This is a genomic window from Lishizhenia sp., assembly GCF_057456495.1.
In genome coordinates, this window is the sequence record NZ_JBVCPV010000046.1 from 1 (window position 1) to 17,976 (window position 17,976).

Annotated in this window: 16 protein-coding genes; 6 read left to right on the forward strand and 10 right to left on the reverse strand. The window is 37.1% G+C overall.

Translation table 11 applies throughout. The features are described 5' to 3' along the window. Positions 1 to 842, reverse strand: an 842-nt coding sequence (lhgO, locus tag AC22ZQ_RS05030; RefSeq protein WP_318957660.1) for an L-2-hydroxyglutarate oxidase, incomplete at its 3' end; no start/stop codon positions are given. 49 nt (positions 843 to 891) lie between these two features. Between lhgO and AC22ZQ_RS05035 the strand changes: the two genes are divergently transcribed. The 3 genes from AC22ZQ_RS05035 to AC22ZQ_RS05045 are packed head-to-tail and all read left to right on the forward strand — an operon-like array spanning position 892 to position 3,583. Continuing rightward, positions 892 to 2,025 carry an acyltransferase family protein gene (locus tag AC22ZQ_RS05035; protein WP_318957662.1) on the forward strand — a complete coding sequence of 378 codons (1,134 nt, stop codon included), beginning with the start codon at positions 892 to 894 and terminating at the stop codon, positions 2,023 to 2,025. Further along, positions 2,022 to 3,116, forward strand: a complete 1,095-nt coding sequence (locus AC22ZQ_RS05040) for a transporter substrate-binding domain-containing protein (RefSeq protein WP_318957663.1) — start codon at positions 2,022 to 2,024, stop codon at positions 3,114 to 3,116. Before AC22ZQ_RS05035 ends, AC22ZQ_RS05040 begins: the two co-directional genes overlap by 4 nt. Next, positions 3,116 to 3,583: a YehS family protein gene (locus tag AC22ZQ_RS05045; protein WP_318957664.1), complete on the forward strand. Its 468-nt coding sequence runs from the start codon at positions 3,116 to 3,118 to the stop codon at positions 3,581 to 3,583. The genes AC22ZQ_RS05040 and AC22ZQ_RS05045 overlap by 1 nt, the downstream gene beginning before the upstream one ends. A 44-nt stretch (positions 3,584 to 3,627) precedes the next feature. On the opposite strand, the gene AC22ZQ_RS05050 is transcribed toward AC22ZQ_RS05045, so the two are convergent. The 5 genes from AC22ZQ_RS05050 to AC22ZQ_RS05070 all read right to left on the reverse strand — a co-directional run bounded on the left by AC22ZQ_RS05050 (position 3,628) and on the right by AC22ZQ_RS05070 (position 10,206). Then, on the reverse strand, positions 3,628 to 4,269 hold the full coding sequence (locus tag AC22ZQ_RS05050; protein ID WP_318957666.1) for an outer membrane beta-barrel protein: 642 nt from the start codon (positions 4,267 to 4,269) through the stop codon (positions 3,628 to 3,630). A gap of 122 nt (positions 4,270 to 4,391) precedes the next feature. After that, positions 4,392 to 6,668: an aconitate hydratase gene (locus tag AC22ZQ_RS05055; RefSeq protein WP_318957667.1), complete on the reverse strand. Its 2,277-nt coding sequence runs from the start codon at positions 6,666 to 6,668 to the stop codon at positions 4,392 to 4,394. Positions 6,669 to 6,820: 152 nt separating this feature from the next. Then, positions 6,821 to 7,936 (reverse strand): toxin-antitoxin system YwqK family antitoxin, encoded by a 1,116-nt coding sequence (locus tag AC22ZQ_RS05060; protein ID WP_318957668.1) that lies wholly within the window; start codon positions 7,934 to 7,936, stop codon positions 6,821 to 6,823. 1 nt (position 7,937) lies between these two features. Next, positions 7,938 to 8,330, reverse strand: coding sequence for an acyl-CoA thioesterase (locus AC22ZQ_RS05065; RefSeq protein ID WP_318957670.1), 393 nt, complete (start codon positions 8,328 to 8,330; stop codon positions 7,938 to 7,940). Next, the gene (locus tag AC22ZQ_RS05070; protein ID WP_318957672.1) at positions 8,314 to 10,206 is read right to left on the reverse strand and encodes a polysaccharide biosynthesis protein; all 1,893 of its coding nucleotides are present in this window, start codon (positions 10,204 to 10,206) and stop codon (positions 8,314 to 8,316) included. The genes AC22ZQ_RS05065 and AC22ZQ_RS05070 overlap by 17 nt, the downstream gene beginning before the upstream one ends. Positions 10,207 to 10,392: 186 nt before the next feature. Here AC22ZQ_RS05070 and gcvT point away from each other — a divergent pair, with 186 nt between their 5' ends. Together gcvT and crtD are read left to right on the forward strand one after the other, a co-directional pair. After that, positions 10,393 to 11,475, forward strand: coding sequence for a glycine cleavage system aminomethyltransferase GcvT (gene gcvT / locus AC22ZQ_RS05075; RefSeq protein WP_318957673.1), 1,083 nt, complete (start codon positions 10,393 to 10,395; stop codon positions 11,473 to 11,475). A 54-nt stretch (positions 11,476 to 11,529) separates the two neighbouring features. After that, positions 11,530 to 12,999 carry a 1-hydroxycarotenoid 3,4-desaturase CrtD gene (crtD, locus tag AC22ZQ_RS05080; RefSeq protein WP_318957674.1) on the forward strand — a complete coding sequence of 490 codons (1,470 nt, stop codon included), beginning with the start codon at positions 11,530 to 11,532 and terminating at the stop codon, positions 12,997 to 12,999. Here the strand turns inward: crtD and AC22ZQ_RS05085 are convergent, their stop codons facing one another. Further along, on the reverse strand, positions 13,000 to 13,557 hold the full coding sequence (locus tag AC22ZQ_RS05085; RefSeq protein WP_318957675.1) for a 1-acyl-sn-glycerol-3-phosphate acyltransferase: 558 nt from the start codon (positions 13,555 to 13,557) through the stop codon (positions 13,000 to 13,002). A 140-nt stretch (positions 13,558 to 13,697) separates the two neighbouring features. Here AC22ZQ_RS05085 and AC22ZQ_RS05090 point away from each other — a divergent pair, with 140 nt between their 5' ends. Next, positions 13,698 to 15,035, forward strand: coding sequence for a hypothetical protein (locus tag AC22ZQ_RS05090; RefSeq protein ID WP_318957677.1), 1,338 nt, complete (start codon positions 13,698 to 13,700; stop codon positions 15,033 to 15,035). On the opposite strand, the gene AC22ZQ_RS05095 is transcribed toward AC22ZQ_RS05090, so the two are convergent. The 3 genes from AC22ZQ_RS05095 to AC22ZQ_RS05105 form a co-directional block, all read right to left on the reverse strand. Continuing rightward, the gene (locus AC22ZQ_RS05095; RefSeq protein WP_318957679.1) at positions 15,025 to 15,780 is read right to left on the reverse strand and encodes an ABC transporter substrate-binding protein; all 756 of its coding nucleotides are present in this window, start codon (positions 15,778 to 15,780) and stop codon (positions 15,025 to 15,027) included. The genes AC22ZQ_RS05090 and AC22ZQ_RS05095 overlap by 11 nt on opposite strands. Positions 15,781 to 15,799: 19 nt before the next feature. Then, a complete protein-coding gene (locus tag AC22ZQ_RS05100; protein WP_318957681.1) occupies positions 15,800 to 17,161 on the reverse strand; it encodes a pyridoxal-phosphate dependent enzyme in 1,362 nt (453 codons plus the stop codon). A gap of 92 nt (positions 17,162 to 17,253) precedes the next feature. Next, positions 17,254 to 17,976 (reverse strand): acyl-CoA reductase (locus tag AC22ZQ_RS05105; protein WP_318957682.1); only part of this gene is annotated, 723 nt, incomplete at its 5' end.

A 17,976-nucleotide genomic window follows, 5' to 3' on the forward strand; every position in this document is an offset into this window, starting at 1 on the left:
CCTTCTCTTTTAAATGTAAACACGGCATTAGGTCCACATTCTATTTCACCATCTGTCATACGCGTAAAGTGTACACCCAAGAAAGGGAAATCTGGATTGGGAACAGGATAGATTAAGTTATTTACTTTGTGTTTCGCTTGATCGGTTAATTCGTAGTAGTCACCTCTAAACCCAACTACCTTTTCTTTTAAGTCCACCCCATCTTTCTTGGCCATTCTATCGGCTTGCAATCCTGCACAGAAAATCAAATGTTTTGCTTCGTATTTAGTCGAAGAACACACTACAGTGCTTTTCCCCTCTCCTTTTTCAATCGCAATCACTTCTTCACCTAAAATAGCTTTAGAAGCTTCGTTCATTCCTTCAGCAATCTCTACCATTTTCTCGGTAGCACCTCTAAAGTCGATAATTCCAGTACACGGTACCCAAATACCAGCTATACCTTCTACGAAAGGTTCGTGATCTTTTACTTGCTCTCCCGTAATCTTTTCAATTCCTTCTGTATTGTTCGCAATACCGTTTTCGAAAATTTTGTCCATGAAAGGCAATTCAGACTCTTTAGTAGCCACAACCACTTTACCACACACATCGTGGGAAACGTTATGCTCCTTGGCAAAAGCCACTAATTCGTGTCTACCCTTCACACAGTTTTCTGCTTTTAAAGAACCTGGCTTATAATACAAACCTGAGTGAATTACACCAGAGTTATTACCTGTTTGGTGATCTGCAAAACGCTTTTCTTTTTCAATTAAAACGATATTTAAATCTGGATTTTGCTTTTGCAATTTGTAAAAAGTTGCTGCTCCAACAATTCCTCCTCCAATAATAGCTACGTCGTAAGTCATTCTCCTTTTATTGTATTATTTTGGTTGCTAATTTAAGAAATCGTAAAGCTTGAACGACATTTCGGACTATAAAAAGAAGAAGAAAACGTATTTCCTTAACCTCTACGGTTTACGTTTTGTTGCAGCACTCTTTATTTTTGTGTTCCATGCATTCACCCTTTTTAGAGAAAACTGGATAGATATCCACGAAAGTAGGCTTTACTCCTATTTCATAAGTAAAGGTCAACTCGGTGTTAATCTTTTCTTTATTCTCAGTGGTTTTTTAATCAGCTATCTCGCCTTAGAAAAAAATAGTGATGCTCAACCCTACACGGGTTGGCGATTTTTAAAACAAAGGTCCTTACGAATCTTGCCGCTTTACTTCTTGTTTGTGGGGTTTTGCTATCTACTATTTCCACTTGCACCTTGGGGAGAAACACCCATCTACGATATATCGTCCTTTTATAGTTTCACGTTTAATTTTGAAGAAATAGAAACGGGGGCGCTAGACCACCTAAACTACCTCACCCCTTTGTGGACCATTGCTGTGGAATGTCAATACTATTTCCTGGTCGCCTTAATTCTCTTCCTATTCAGAAAAAAGACTGCTATAGCATTTTACCTTCTTTATCCTTTACTTATTGTAGTATCTCTGATTTTTCGTTTTCTACACGGAGAAGAAACGGATATAATCTACTACCATAGTTTTTCTGTTATGTCGGATTTTGGAATTGGAGGATTACTAGCAGTAAGCTATTACCAAAACAAAATACAGCGGTACTTCAAGTCGTTGAACCTCCCTATACGCCTTGGAGTATATTTAGTCATCTTGAGTATGCTTCTCTTTCAATATCAAATCTTCACTCCTGCATTAAGATGGGGAGAACGTTTTGTAATTGGATTAGCTTTTGGATTTATACTTATAGATTTAATCACAAACTCAAAAAAGACCTTTTTTCTTGAACACAATAACTTTATCAGAAAAATGGGGATTTCCTCCTATGGTTTTTACGTTTATCATGTATTCGTACTCTATACGTTAACCTCTCTTACACTCTATTTTGACCTAAGCTATTCCCCACTCTTACTTTTTCTATACATAAGTTTATCTTTGTTCATCAGTTTAGGATGGGCAAAAATCAGTTATCGCTATTTTGAACTCCCCATACAAAACTACTTGCGAAAAAAGGATATAAAATTATGAAACACCTAATAAGTACATTACTAATTCTATTCATGGCTACAAGCTTAAGCTGGGCACAAGTAAAAAAGGCACCTGCATATCAGGATACTAATTTGACCATAGCTTATCACATCACACCTCCTTTTATAGATGTTGAAAATGACAATTTACAAGGTCCAGGAGCGTGGTTATGGAACCAAGTAAACGAAGGGTTAGACTTAAACCAAGAACTTCAAGTACTCAGTTTCGAACAAATGCTTGTGCAATTAGAAGAGGGAACTGTGGACATTTGCATATCACCTTTGAGCATTACGAGCCAGCGTTTGGAAAAATTTGAATTCTCAGTACCTTTTTACACTACAAAAACAACCTTGCTTACGCGTGCAGTGCCCACATGGAAAAAAAGCTGGAGTTTTTTCATGTCTTTTTTCTCCTTGAACTTTTTTAAAGCCTTAGGAGCGCTTTGCTTTGTGATATTAATATTTGGATTTGCCGTTTGGGTATTTGAACGAAAACATAATCAAGAAGAGTTTGGAAACGGTTTAAAAGGACTATGGAACGGATTCTGGTGGAGTGCGGTTACTATGACAACTGTAGGATACGGAGATAAATCTCCCAAATCCTTGGGAGGAAGAATAATTGCGCTATTTTGGATGTTTACCGCGATCATTATCATCAGTAGTTTCACGGCGGGAATAGCATCTAGTTTAACCACTAATGAAATGAATACCAACATAAGTAAAACACAAGATTTAAAAAATAAGAACATTGCAACCGTTAAAAACTCGGGAACAGCAAAATGGTTTGAAGACAACTTCTTTAACAATGTACACTATTACCTTACCATAGATGCGGCTTTAGAAGCCTTAGAGAAAGAGGAAATTGATTACATTGCTTATGACCAACCTATCTTACAACACATCATCAACACAGATGAGAACAACACCTTTGAATGCTTAGATTTTAGCTTTAACTCACAATTTTATGCCATGGCTTTTAGCAAAGAAATTCCATCTGATCTAAAAAAGAAAATATCTTTACAGATTACAAAAGCGACTGAAAGTTTAGAATGGAAGCTTTTATTGAATGAATACAATTTAATTAAGGAATAATGACCAACAACGATATAATAAGAAAACTACGCTACATCCTAGATTACGGAGACGATAAAATGATGGCAACTTTTGCTTCTGCGGGTAAAGAAGTAACAAGAAGTGAAGTAAGTGACTGGCTTAAAAAAGATGACGATGAGCAATTCGCTGCCATCAACGACGAAAACCTGGCTTACTTTTTAAATGGTGTGATCAACAACAAAAGAGGAAAGAAAGAAGGGCCACTTCCTGTAGCTGAAAAAAAACTCACGAATAACCTTATTCTAAAAAAATTAAAAATAGCTTACGCTTTAACGGATGTGGACATCTTAGATTTGTTTACACTCGTAGGATTAAAGGTAGGGAAAGCCGAGTTGAATGCACTTTTTAGAAAACCAGGACACAAGCATTACAGAGAATGCCATGATCAATTTTTAAGAAACTTCATCTACGGATTAGATAAAAAATTTGGACCAAAAAACGCATAAAAAAAGGCTGCCTACTTAGGCAGCCTTTTTTGTTTCTGTACTAATTATAATTTAAAGGTTAACCCCGCAGATAATACAGGTCCACCCAATCCAATTTCTCCATTGATAGCGATTTGATCAGTGATAAAAAAGTTCGACCCAAAAGCTATACGAGCAGACACTGGGAGAATAGCAGCTGGCAATCCATTGACATCTCCCTCTTGTATATTCTGACCGTTATCTTCTATTGTCCAAAATCTACCGTTATATCCGATACCAGCTCCAAAATATGGTTTGAAAACATTAGAAGAAGTTTCAAAGTTAAAGTTAAACCTTGCCTGAACACGAACGCGATTCATGGTTAATCTTCCGTTGTAAACCACAGGATCATTTTGTTTGGTGTAGGTATATTCAGTTGTAAAACCGTTATAAATTACATCTAATCCGATCATCACTTTATCTGAAAGCATGTAACCACCTCTTAATCCCATAGGACCTAATCCAGTAGTGGTTGTATTTACAGACTGTATTTCATTATCATTCACTTCTATTGTCGAATTTGAGAATAAGTTTTTCCCAAAATTTGGACCTCCGTAATAAGGGTTTAAAATAATATCTCCCTCTCTAGGAGCGCTTTGTGCTTCGACGGTAGTACTTACCGAAATCATTGCGGTACAGACTAATAATAACTTGTAGATTCTTTTCATAGTGAATTTATTTATTTCAAATATTAATTTCTTTTTGCACTATTACAATTGTTGGGCCAAAAAGAACAAAAAAAAGGGAGAACCAATATTGATTCTCCCTCATCTTTAAAATTCTAAAGTGCTTATGCGTTTGCAGCAGCTTGAGATTTAATTAAGTTCAATGCTGAACCTGCTTTAAACCATTCAATTTGCTGAGCATTGTACGTGTGGTTCAACATGATTGTATCTGTTGATCCATCAGCGTGTGCTACTTCTAATGTCAATTGTTTTCCTGGTGCGAATTCCGCTAAATCAACGAAGTTGAATGTATCATCTTCTTTGATTTTATCGTAATCAGCTTCATTATCAAACGTTAATCCTAACATACCTTGTTTTTTCAAGTTAGTTTCGTGGATACGTGCAAATGATTTAACGATTACCGCTCTTACACCTAAGTGACGTGGCTCCATTGCCGCGTGCTCTCTAGAAGAACCTTCACCGTAGTTGTGATCTCCTACTACTACTGTAGGAACTCCAGCTGCTTTGTAAGCTCTTGCTGCAGCAGGAACTTCTGATTTATCTCCTGTTAATTGGTTTACTACTTCGTTTGTAGCTCCTCCGAATGCATTCACAGCACCGATTAAACAGTTGTTAGAGATGTTATCTAAGTGACCTCTGTATCTCAACCATGGTCCAGCCATAGAGATGTGGTCAGTAGTACATTTACCTTCAGCTTTGATTAACAATTTTGCTCCAGTGATGTTTTCACCATCCCAAGCAGCAAAAGGAGTTAACAATTGTAAACGCTCAGAATCTTCGTTTACGATAACCTCGATTCCAGAACCATCTTCTGCTGGTGCTTGATATCCGTTATCTTCAACTGCGAATCCTTTTGTTGGAAGCTCATCTCCGTGTGGTGGATCTAATTTTACTTCCTCTCCGTTTTTGTTTGTTAATGTGTCAGTAATTGGGTTGAAATCCAATCTTCCTGAAATTGCAATTGCAGCTACCATTTCTGGTGAAGCAACGAATGCGTGTGTATTTGGGTTACCATCAGCTCTCTTCGCGAAGTTACGGTTGAAAGAGTGAACGATAGAGTTTTTAGGAGCGTTCTTAGGATCGCTGTATCTTCCCCATTGTCCGATACATGGTCCACATGCATTTGTAAAGATAGTAGCATCTAAATCTTCGAAAGTTTTCAATAAACCATCTCTTTCTGCTGTATATCTTACTTGCTCAGAACCTGGGTTAATACCAAATTGCGCCTTCGTAACTAATCCTTTATCTACGGCTTGTTTAGCGATAGATGCAGCTCTTGATAAATCTTCGTAAGAAGAGTTAGTACAAGATCCAATTAATCCCCATTCTACGTCTAATGGCCATCCATTTTCGTTTGCCTTATCTGTCATAGATCCTACTTCCGTCGCTAAGTCTGGAGTAAATGGTCCATTCAAGTGTGGCATTAATTTATCTAAATCGATTTCAATTACTTGATCGAAGTATTGCTCTGGGTTTGCGTAAACTTCAGCATCACCTGTTAAGTGCTCTGCTACTTGGTCAGCTAACTCAACAACATCAGCTCTACCTGTAGACTTTAAGTATCTTCTCATTGAATCATCGTAACCGAAAGTAGAAGTTGTAGCTCCTATCTCAGCTCCCATGTTACAGATTGTACCTTTACCTGTACAAGACATAGACTCAGCACCTTCTCCAAAGTATTCAACGATACATCCTGTACCACCTTTTACTGTTAAGATATCAGCTACTTTTAAGATTACGTCTTTTGGAGCAGTCCATCCATTCAATTTACCAGTTAACTTAACACCGATAAGTTTTGGGAACTTCAACTCCCAAGCCATACCTGCCATTACGTCTACTGCGTCAGCACCACCAACACCAACTGCAACCATACCTAAACCTCCGGCATTTACAGTGTGAGAGTCAGTACCTATCATCATTCCACCAGGGAAAGCGTAGTTTTCTAAAACTACTTGGTGAATAATACCTGCGCCTGGTTTCCAGAAACCAATACCGTATTTATCACATACAGAACTTAAGAAGTTAAATACCTCGTTGTTCTTGTTGATACCTTCTTGTAAATCTTTAGTTGCACCTAACTTGGCTTGAATAAGGTGATCTGCGTGTGCTGTAGAAGGCACTGCAACTTTATCCTTACCTGCTTGCATGAACTGTAACAAAGCCATTTGCGCTGTTGCATCCTGCATTGCTACTCTATCTGGAGCAAAATCAACGTAAGAGTTACCTCTTTCAAAAGCTTGAGTTGCTTCACCTTCCCAAAGGTGAGTGTATAAAATTTTCTCTGCAAGCGTTAATGGTTTATTAACAACTTTACGAGCAGCTGCAATACGCTCAGGGTATCTGTCGTATACAGCTTTAATCATGTCTATATCAAACGCCATAGTCTTTTTGTGCTTTATAAATTTAAAGATGTGCGAATTTAACAAATTTGAATCTTATTTAAAAGCTCTATGGGATTTGATTTTTTAAGATTGAATAGTTCTAAATAAAGGCGACAAAAAAAGGCCTCTAGTTGTATCTAGAGACCTTTTTGTTATTCTTCTTCTTTTGCTTCTTTCCTTTTCTTTTTACGCTTTCTTTTCTTCTTCCCTTTTTCAGTAGGCATTGCATCATCCTCTGCTGCATTTTCCTCCTCTTCTACTCCAAAGGTTTTGATTTCGTTTCCGTATTTATCAAATACATGTTCCTCAATCAAAACATCCTTCTCATACAAAGCTCTACGCTTAATTGAGTTGTCTGGAAATCGCTCTTCAAACCATCCGTGCTTCTGTCCTTTTTTATACACCTCAGACTTCTGCACATGGCCTTGAATATAGAAAGTAGTGAAATTACCTTCTTTTAAGTGCTTCTTCCAATTTTCAGTTCTCAAAGGAGCTCCATTATCGTAATAATATTTCTGTTCACCTTCCTTTTCCCCATCTTCAAAATTGAGATCTTCTAACAGCGTTCCGTCTTCTCCATAGGTTTTAAACGCCCCGTGTAATTCACCCATTTTGTAGTTTACTTCGCGCTTAATTTTAGAATCCTTGTAAAATTCCTTTTTGGTTCCATCCAAAATTCCATTAACGAAACTTTCAATTTTTAGCGTATCTATGGTATATCTAGGGTGACCATTTCTATCTTCTCCATTAGGGTATTGAGCAAAATATATACTTCTACCGTGTTTCTTATTGTCTAAGAAATTAATTTCCCATGCTACATATCCTGAACTATCAAAGAATTTTGTCCATGTTCCATTTTCTTTTCCTGCTATATAGCTTGTAACCACGAGTGGGCAACCAGACTCGTAATACGTGGTGTCTTTTCCGTTTTGTAAACCATTTTCAAAGTAGACTAAACGTTTACGTATACCATTGTCGTGGCAAGATTCGCAGTACCCGGTGAAAAGTTGACCACCTGTAGAAAAATCATTGGCACTTCCATTGGTGTATACGCGTTCTGTTTCAGGGTCTAACTGAAGAGCCTGATTACAATCTACGATTTCTGGATCTTTTCCACACTCCCATTCTACATAACGAGACCTGCTTTTTTTCATGGCCTCTTTCCTATCCAAGGTCTTTTGGTAACACGGCTCTCCTAGCTTCTCCATTTGTCCGAAGACAAAACTTTGAACCATTATTACCAAAACCAATAAAATCCAATTCTTCATACTAAGATATTTTTGTAAGCGCTTCCTTCATTTCTGGGTAAACTTCTGCCGTTTTATTGGCTAAGAAATCAAAACATACTAAAACCGACTCTCCCTTTGTTTTGGTAATTCCATTTACCTGTAGATCATAAATCATTGTAAAACTTTTGTTTCCCACGTGGCTTACCTTAACAAAAATTTGAGGTTCATCATGTAAAAAAACCGGTCCCATGTATTCTACCGTGTTTTTCACCAAAACTATACCCTGTTTTTTCCAGTCCCACTTCTTATCAATGACTTGCTCAAAATAGTGCATACGCGCCATTTCGAAATAACTGAGGTAAACGGCATTGTTTACGTGCCCCATCATGTCGCAATCTGCAAATCGTACGTGTATTTTAGCTGGCTTTGTCATTGTCTAAACTTTCAAATTCAGAATTATTACTCTTAAACTCAGGAACTATGGCTTTCATACTTCCTACAATTTGATAATTATCCTGATTGTCAAATAATGTTATTAACTCTTCTACCTTTCTAATATTGTCCACATCCACCTGAGGCAGTATGGCTTTTAATATTTGAGGGTGATGTGTTTCTATCGTATTTTCTGCATTTGACAGTAATTCCTCATACAGTTTTTCGCCAGGCCTTAAACCGGTTACTTTAATACTAATATCTTTCCCCAGTTCTAAACCACTCAAGCGTATCATTTTCTTGGCCAAATCCATAATTTTTACAGATTCCCCCATGTCAAATACAAAAATCTCTCCACCATTCCCCATGGTACCAGCCTCCAAAACAAGTTGACAAGCTTCAGGAATAGTCATAAAATAACGCGTAACATCTTTGTGCGTTACCGTGATAGGTCCTCCCTGATCGATTTGTTTTCTGAACAAAGGTATTACCGAGCCGTTGGACCCAAGTACATTTCCGAACCTGGTGGTGATAAACTGCGTTTTAGAATTTAAATTAATGGCTTGTGCAAACAATTCCGCTACTCGCTTAGAGGCCCCCATAACATTGGTTGGGTTCACTGCCTTATCCGTAGAAATCATAACAAATTTTTCTACGCCATACTGATCACTCAACTTCACTAAATTACGCGTACCTTTTATGTTGGTCAACATGGCTTCAGAAGGATTTTCTTCCATTAAAGGAACATGCTTGTAAGCTGCCGCGTGATAGACCATTTCAGGTTTACGCGTACGGAATAACTTCTCCATTCTGTGGAAAGAACGAATATCTCCAATCACTAATTCAAACTCATGAAAATCGAGGTTGTTGATCAATTCATTCTGCAAATCATACAAAGGCGACTCTGCTTGATCGAGTAAAATCAATTTTTTAGCACCGTAGCGCGTGAGCTGTCTCACCATACCACTACCAATAGATCCAGCGGCACCAGTAATCAAAACAACCTTTCCCTGTATATCCTCTTTGATCTGGTCTTCATCCAACACAATTTGCTTTCGACCCAACAAATCTTCAATTCTTACCTTTTTAATCTGTTTGGTAGAAAACTCTCCATTAATCCAACTTTTAACGGAAGGCACGGTAACCACTTCAATGTCTAATTTCAGCGCCCTTTCAATTAAATCCTTTTTCAAACTAGGATCGGGCTTTTGAATAGCGATGATTAACTCATCTACTCCTTCATCTGCAACTAATTTCTCAAATGAACTCGTGTGAAAGATTACTCTTCCTTCTAAACGATTACCTTTTAACTTTTTGTTATCATCTAAAAAACCAATGATTTGATAATCGTTTAATGTGTCTTTTTCTATCGTCCTTTTTGTGATTAATCCAGAAACTCCAGCACCATAAATAAGTACTCGTTTTACTTTCTTTTGTTTTTCTTTGGACTTATCGTAGTGCAAACTTTTTACCGCAAACCTACTCCCCGTAAGAATTACAACAGAAACAAAAAACTCAATAATCACCACAGAAGTGGGGAAAAGAAAATAGTTATCTACGAGGGTGTACCTAAACAACCCTATTACTCCAAATAATAAACTAGATGTGAGAACTGCTAAGAAAAGTCGTTTCAAATCCTCTGTTGAGGTAAATCGAACCAAACCTTTGTGAACTTGGTAGGTATAGAAAACCAAATATTTCACCAAAAGAAAGATGGGGATGGAAAATTGAATGATTGATAATTCTTCCTTAATTACAGAGATGTCTGAGTAAAAATCGAAACGAATTAAATATGCAATCACCAGTGCTAACAAGGAAATAAATAAATCTCCCAAAATAATTATCCACCTGGGTGTACTCGTACTTGGTAATTTCATAAAGAAAAGTAAATAGTGCTTGTTCCGCAAAGATAAAATTAATGTAATTAATGTTAGGATTTCAATAAAATTGATTGGAGCTTAACGAAAGTTATTAATTTTGCGCCCTCAGCTATTAAGCGAAGAAACTAGAGTTATAATTGTAAACCCCGATATTGGGATATTTACCTTAAAAGCACGATTGAGATGAAAAATACAGCTTTAACACATGTGCACGAAGCACTTAATGCAAAGATGGTTCCTTTTGCAGGATATAACATGCCTGTTCAATATGAAGGAGTAAAAGTAGAACATGAAACAGTTAGAAAAGATGTTGGTGTTTTTGATGTTTCTCACATGGGAGAGTTTTTTATCGAGGGTGATAAAGCCTTAGAATTGATTCAGAAAATCTCATCGAATGATGCAAGTAAATTAACTGACGGTAAAGCTCAGTACAGCTGTATGCCTAATAACGATGGTGGTATTGTTGATGATTTAATTATTTACAGGTTTAATGCTGAAAAATACCTTTTGGTAGTAAATGCTTCGAACATTGAAAAGGATTGGAATTGGATTTCATCTCACAATACAATGGGAGCTAAAATGACTGATGCTTCTGAGGAGTACTCTTTATTGGCTATTCAAGGTCCTAAAGCTGCAGAAGCTATGCAAAGCTTAACGGCTACAGATTTATCTAACATTAAATTCTACACTTTTGAAGAAGGTACTTTTGCCGGTAGAGATAATGTTATTATTTCTGCGACAGGTTACACAGGATCAGGTGGTTTTGAAATCTACATCAAAAACGAAGATGCTGAGCACGTTTGGAATGAAGTGATGAAAGCAGGTGCAGACTTTGGAATTAAGCCAATTGGGTTAGCTGCACGTGATACTTTGCGTTTAGAAATGGGTTACTGTTTATACGGTAATGATATTAACGACACAACTTCTCCATTAGAAGCTGGTTTGGGTTGGATTACTAAATTCACGAAAGACTTCGTTAATTCTGAAGCTTTAAAAGAACAAAAAGAAGAAGGTGTTAAACGTAAGTTGGTTGCTTTTGAAATGGTTGAAAAAGGTATTCCAAGACACGACTACACTTTAGTTGATGCTGAAGGAAATGAAATTGGAATTGTAACTTCAGGAACTATGTCTCCTTCATTAAACAAAGGAATTGGTTTAGGATATGTTACTGTAGAAAACGCAGCATTAGATACTGAAATCTTTGTAGCGGTACGTAAAAAGAATGTGAAAGCAAAAGTGGTGAAATTACCATTTTACAAAGGATAATTATTTGTACATTAACCAACGGGTATTGAATTTCAATACCCGTTTTTTTGTGTTATGAAAAAAGCGATAGTAATAGGTTCTGGAATAGGTGGTTTGGCTTCAGCAATAAGGTTGGCCAAAGAAGGATGCAAGGTCATGCTGTTTGAAGCCAATCCTTTCATTGGAGGTAAAATCAACAACAAGAAGTTGGGGAAATATAGATTTGACACAGGTCCGTCTGTGTTTACAGCTCCACATTACATCGAAGACCTATACAAATTCGCGCACAAACCTTTTAATTTTCCTTACAAAAAAATAGATGAGGGTTTCCGCTACTTTTACCCGGACGGTACTCGTTTTACCTTACCCAATGACAGAGAGGAACAAGTAAAACTCCTATCTGAGAAACTCGGCGAAAATCCAACCACCCTGCATCAATATTTAGACAAGGCAGCAAAAAATTACAAGTTAATCTCCCCTTTGTTCATTGAAAAATCACTGCATAACTTCAAAAGCCTCTTGGGATGGAAATTGGTTAAAGCATTGGTTAACATTAGCAGCTATGCACTTTCTGAAACCATGAACAGTGAGAATAAAAAATTCTTTTTTAACCCAAAAACCTTACAGTTTTTCAATCGTTTTGCCACCTACAATGGAAGTGATCCTTACAAGGCTCCGGCGATGCTCAACATGATTTCGCATTTAGAAGTAAACGAAGGTGTGTATTTACCCGAAAAAGGTATGCAACAGATCTCTTCTGCATTGGGTGATTTATGCAAAGAATTAGGGGTGAAATTTTACCTCAATGAGAAAGTAGAAGAAATTCAATTAAACGGAAGAGATGTACGTGGTATTCGTACGAAGAACGGACTTTACCCTGCCGACATTGTAGTGTCTAACATGGATATCAATTTCACCTACGAAAAACTATTACCTCAAGAAAAAATACCTAAAAACATATTAGAACAAGAAAAATCAAGTTCTGCGGTTGTTTTTTATTGGGGGATAAAAAAGTCGTTCCCGGAATTAGGGCTACACAACGTTTTCTTCAATACGGATTACAGGGATGAATTCCACACAATTTTTGATGATAAACAAATTTATTTCGATCCAAGTATCTACGTTAATATCACGTCAAAAGAAGTAGAAAGCGATGCTCCGAAGGGTTGTGAAAATTGGTTTGTCATGGTTAATGTACCCAACAATGTAGGTCAAAATTGGGAAGATGCGATTCCTACATTACGCAACATTATTCTATCGCGATTAAGCAAGGAGTTGGATACTGATTTATCTGCTTTAATTGAAGTAGAAGATGTAATGAGTCCTATAAGTATAGAAAAGGATTATTTTGGAAAAATGGGTGCGATTTACGGAAACGCAAGTAATAATAAATTCGCTGCATTTTACAGACATTCCAACAAGCATAACAACATAAAAGGCTTGTACTTTGCAGGAGTTTCGGTTCATCCTGGAGGAGGAATTCCTTTAGCACTTAATGCCGCTAAACTAGCTGTAGAATACGCAAAAAAGGACTTTAAACTTTAGTTACTCATCCTCTACTCTTCTAATTCCATTTTCAGGAATCTTCCCTTCGAATTGACTCAAGGTATTTTTGATTTCTGCTACATCTGCATCCACATCACCGGTCATTTCAAAAGGCTTCAGAAATCCACCTTTTTTATTTTTATAATCTAGGTAACAAATATAGATGGGGACATTGGCACGTTTAGCGATATAGTAAAAACCAAGTTTCCAATTTGGATTATAGCTGCGGGTTGCTTCTGGGGTAAAAATTAGAAACATTTCATCATTCTCCTTGAAGTAGCGAACAGCCTGATCAGTAAAATTGACATTCTTGTTTTTTCTATCGACAGGAACCCCTCCGGCATTGCGTAAAAACCAACCTAAGGGTCCAACAAAAAGCTCTTTTTTAATAAGGAACTTTGCTTTCACTTTGTAAGATCTCAAGGCCAAATAACCAATAATAAAATCCCAATTAGAGGTATGTGGTCCCACCACAATTACCATTTTCTTAATGCCTTCAGGGGCTGTTTTGTCAACATCCCAACCCGCCAATCTCAATAAACCGTTCCAAAATGACATGCTGCAAAGGTACACTTTTTCGTTATGGATGAGAGTTAAATATTTTACAGTAAAATAGTAAATAAGTTATTTAAACTAAAGCTTTAAATTCCAATGAAGGCTGGAATATTTATCTATTTTTGTGAGCACAAGATTACGCAATGCAGAAGATTAAAAACTTACTTGTTGTACTGAGCCTCATTTGCTTTTCGTGGATCACTTTTTACGTGTTCAAGGGGATACAATCCTTCACTCCAGAACAGTTAGAAAACCACCTACCCCAAGACACTTATTTTGCGCTAAAAATTAACAACAAACGTTTGTTAGGTCCAGTAATTAGCGATGTAATCTTTAAGCAAAAACTACGTAGAAAAGACCTCATAAAACTCGATAAATCCGAAAAAGGAGATTTTGATGATGTAATACAGCATCTCTTCCCGAAAAATGAGCTCTTATTCTTCCAAGAAAAGTGGAATCAAAAATTAGTTACTGCCGTTTTATTTAAACCTGAAAACCCACAGCTTTTAAAAGAAAAAATAGAAAACTTCCCTTACTATATTAGTTTTCATAAAGGACTGGCTTGTCTGGTTATCAACGATACCAATGACGTTGCTTTCACGAATGAACTTCGCCAACATATAGATAATTTATTGGTGCAAGACATCGTTAAATCTCCTGCAAGAAACAAATTTATCCAGGCCAAAAATGAGGAGGATCAGATTCAAGTTTATATCTCAGGTGATATTGAAAGTAATGTGCAAGAAAGTATTTCATCCATCAATTTAATTGATAACAAAATCGAACTTCTGGGTGCTGGCACCAAGAATCCTGTTAAAGTAAAACAGCATCAGCAGTTTCATTATATCACGGACGATACGAGTTTGGTCAACGCCGTAACGGGAGAATTACCCGACACGCTCAACCATTACTTTAACGGGAGTTTAAAGATGTTGGGGATACCTACTGAAGGTATAGTATCTACTCAAATGCATTACAAAGGTGTTAAACTAAAAACAGAACACACTCAACTCAAATTACTCCCTCAATTTAATGGTGTATTTCATTTTAAGGATAGTTTAAAAATTGAAGATTTTAATACCGCAGGGATAAGCCTTTCAGAAGATGGGACCATGGAGTTTCCTCCACTTAAAATTTTAGGAGAATATTTCTATGTTCTGCACCTGAATGCGCATGAAATTTATGTGGGAATTAATGAAAACCCTTCTTTTACGACTTTAAATAAGCCCAAGGAATTCGAATTAAAGGGAGACATCAAGGATTTACTTACCGTAGATACCGATCCTTTTATGTTAGGAATTTTAAACAACTTTCCGCTCTATAGAAACTCGAGAACTCTCTTAGAGCGTGTTGAGCACTTTGAAGTTTGTGCTCATGAAGTAGGCAATAACCAACTCACTATAGAAGGTGAAATGCGTTTCAAAGACAAACAAGAAGCGAGTCTCGAACTGGTAAAATACCTGCTTTCTTTTATTCGCTAAACAACTGGTGAAAATACTTCGGTGCCCCGAGCAGTCTGGACCCATACCAAGAAAAGTATTCTCCATCCACTAAGTATATCTTTGCTTGAGGAAGTATCTTTTGAATTTCAGCCACGTGTTTTTCTTTAAACGGATAGGGTTCAGAACTCAATAAAACCAATTCTGGCTTCTCCGCTAAGGAACTTAATTCTATCATCGGATATCTTTCCTCTTTAAGGACATTTGTTGCCCCTAAATGATCGTGTAAAACATGATCTATAAAGGTATTTGGTCCTACTCCCATATAGGGATCTTTCCAAATTAGGTACAAGACTTTTTGATCTAACTTTAATTTTTCGAGAGCAACAAACTCTTGTTCTATGCGCTTTACCATATTCTGCGCATGATCCTCTAGCTTTAAAATTTCGCCTAAAGCTAGAATCATTTTCAAGCTATCTGAAAGTGTAAAGATGTCTGACATCCACACAGGAGCAACATCTTCTAAAGCCAAAATGTCTGACTTCTCATTCTCCTCCTTGTTCCCTATAATTAGGTCCGGTTTTAAAGCCTTTACCTTGTCTAAATCAACATTTTTAGTTCCACCAACACGCGTTTTACTACGGAACCATTCTTCGGGATGTATACAGAATTTGGTTATCCCCACTACCCTATCTCCCAAGCCCAAATCATAGAGTAACTCGGTTTGAGAGGGTACTAACGAAACAATCCGCTCAGGCACATGGCCCAGGCGGATTGTTCTATGCATTTGATCAATAAATTCCATGTTATGCTATCGCGTCAATGATATCGTAACGTGTAATAATATTGTATTTACCGTTTTCTAATTTCACCAAAACAGCCGGTGTTTCTCTGTTGATCAATTTAGAGATTTGATCGATGTTTGCAGATGCTTCAACCACTGGTAATGGGTCTTTCATTACTGTAGAAATTGGATCATCGACGATATTTGGGTTATCAATCAATAACTCAAACAATGTTTTATCATCTACCAAACCAACAAATTCACCATCCTTCATTACAGGAATCTGAGAGATTTTAAAATCGCGCATTTTAGAAACTGCATGCGAGATTAATTCTTCGCTCATTAAAGATACTAAAGGTAAGTTGGCATGACTTTCAATCAAGTCTAAAGCTGTTTTCTTTTCTTCCTCCAAGAAACCTCTCTCACGCATCCAATCGTCGTTAAACATTTTACCAACGTAACGCGAACCGTGATCGTGGAATAAAACAACCACTACATCATCTTCTGTAAGTTCATCTTGCATTTGCAATACACCTTTGATAGCAGCTCCTGCTGAGTTACCTACAAAAATACCTTCTTCACGTGCCAATCTACGTGTGTAAACCGCAGCATCTTTATCGGTAACCTTTGTAAAGTGATCGATAATGTCAAAATCAACATTTTTTGGAAGAATATCTTCTCCAATCCCTTCAGTGATGTATGGGTAAATTTCGTTCTCGTCGAATATTCCAGTTTCGTGGTACTTCTTAAATACAGAACCGTAAGTGTCTACCCCCCAAATTTTTACATTCGGATTTTGTTCTTTTAAGTATTTACCAACTCCTGAAATTGTACCTCCAGTTCCAACACCTACGATAAAGTGAGTGATTTTACCTTCTGTTTGTTCCCAAATCTCTGGTCCAGTTTGTTCGTAATGCGCCTGGCGGTTCGCCAAGTTATCGTATTGATTCACATACCAAGAGTTCGGTGTTTCTTCTGCCAACCTTTTAGAAACTGAGTAGTAAGAACGTGGATCCTCTGGTTCAACTGCTGTAGGACAAACAACAACTTCTGCACCTACGGCACGCAAGATGTCCATTTTCTCCTTACTCTGCTTATCTGCCAAAACACAAATTAATTTGTATCCCTTCGCAATAGCAGCTAATGCAAGTCCCATTCCTGTGTTACCTGAAGTACCTTCAATGATAGTTCCTCCTGGTTTTATCCATCCCTTTTCCTCTGCATCTTCGACCATTTTCACAGCCATTCTATCTTTTACAGAGTTACCTGGGTTGGTAGTTTCTACTTTTGCCAAGACTGTAGCCTTAACATCTTTAGTTAGTTTGTTAATCTTCACCAAAGGAGTATTTCCTATGGTTTCTAATATATTGTTGTAATACTTCATATCAATTTGTTGTATTCTAAATACGCACACAAAAATAACAGTACTTTACGAAAGGGAAAGTCAGTTTTGTGATAATTTAAGACAAGTTCTTTTTATGCTAAGTTTGCGATAAACTCCATGGTGTTCACACCATCTGCATAATCCTCTAAACCAGGACTTTGAACAGATCCAAAAGGAAGGTAATTATGTCCTACCACCGCTTGAATATCTTCTGCCCTCTCTTTTATATATTGCTCCACTTCTTCTTGGTGCTCATACCTGTGGTAGAACAACACACCAATTGGAGAGAACAATCTATCATCTTCTTTGGTCAATAAGAATCCATTTTCTAAAAGATCATCTTGATTCAATAAATAGATAGCCCTGTGGTAATCGAAGTTATTGGCGTATTTATTATGGTTGATTATTTCTCCAAAATCTACAATGGCACCAAAGAATCTATCGATATCAAAATCTTTTGGCATTAATACTTGTGTTACATTTCTACAACCCAATCCGTAATGCGTAAAAATATCGCTTCCGAGTGCCTGTAATTCTTCTTTGGTCTCCTCGCCTGTTAACACGGCTAAAGAAGTTCTCCCTTTGCGAATGATGTTAGGATATGCTCCAAAATACTTTTCGAAATACTGAGCAGAGTTATTAGATCCCGTAGCAATTACAGCATCTGGATTTTTCAAGTTTCCTTGCACGAATTCTATGAATTGGAGGAATTCCGGATCAAACTTAGCGAGTACCTCACAAAAGGCTGGTAAAAGATGTTTATCTTCTGAAGACAACTTACACACCGCTTTATTACCAGAAAGCAATACACATAA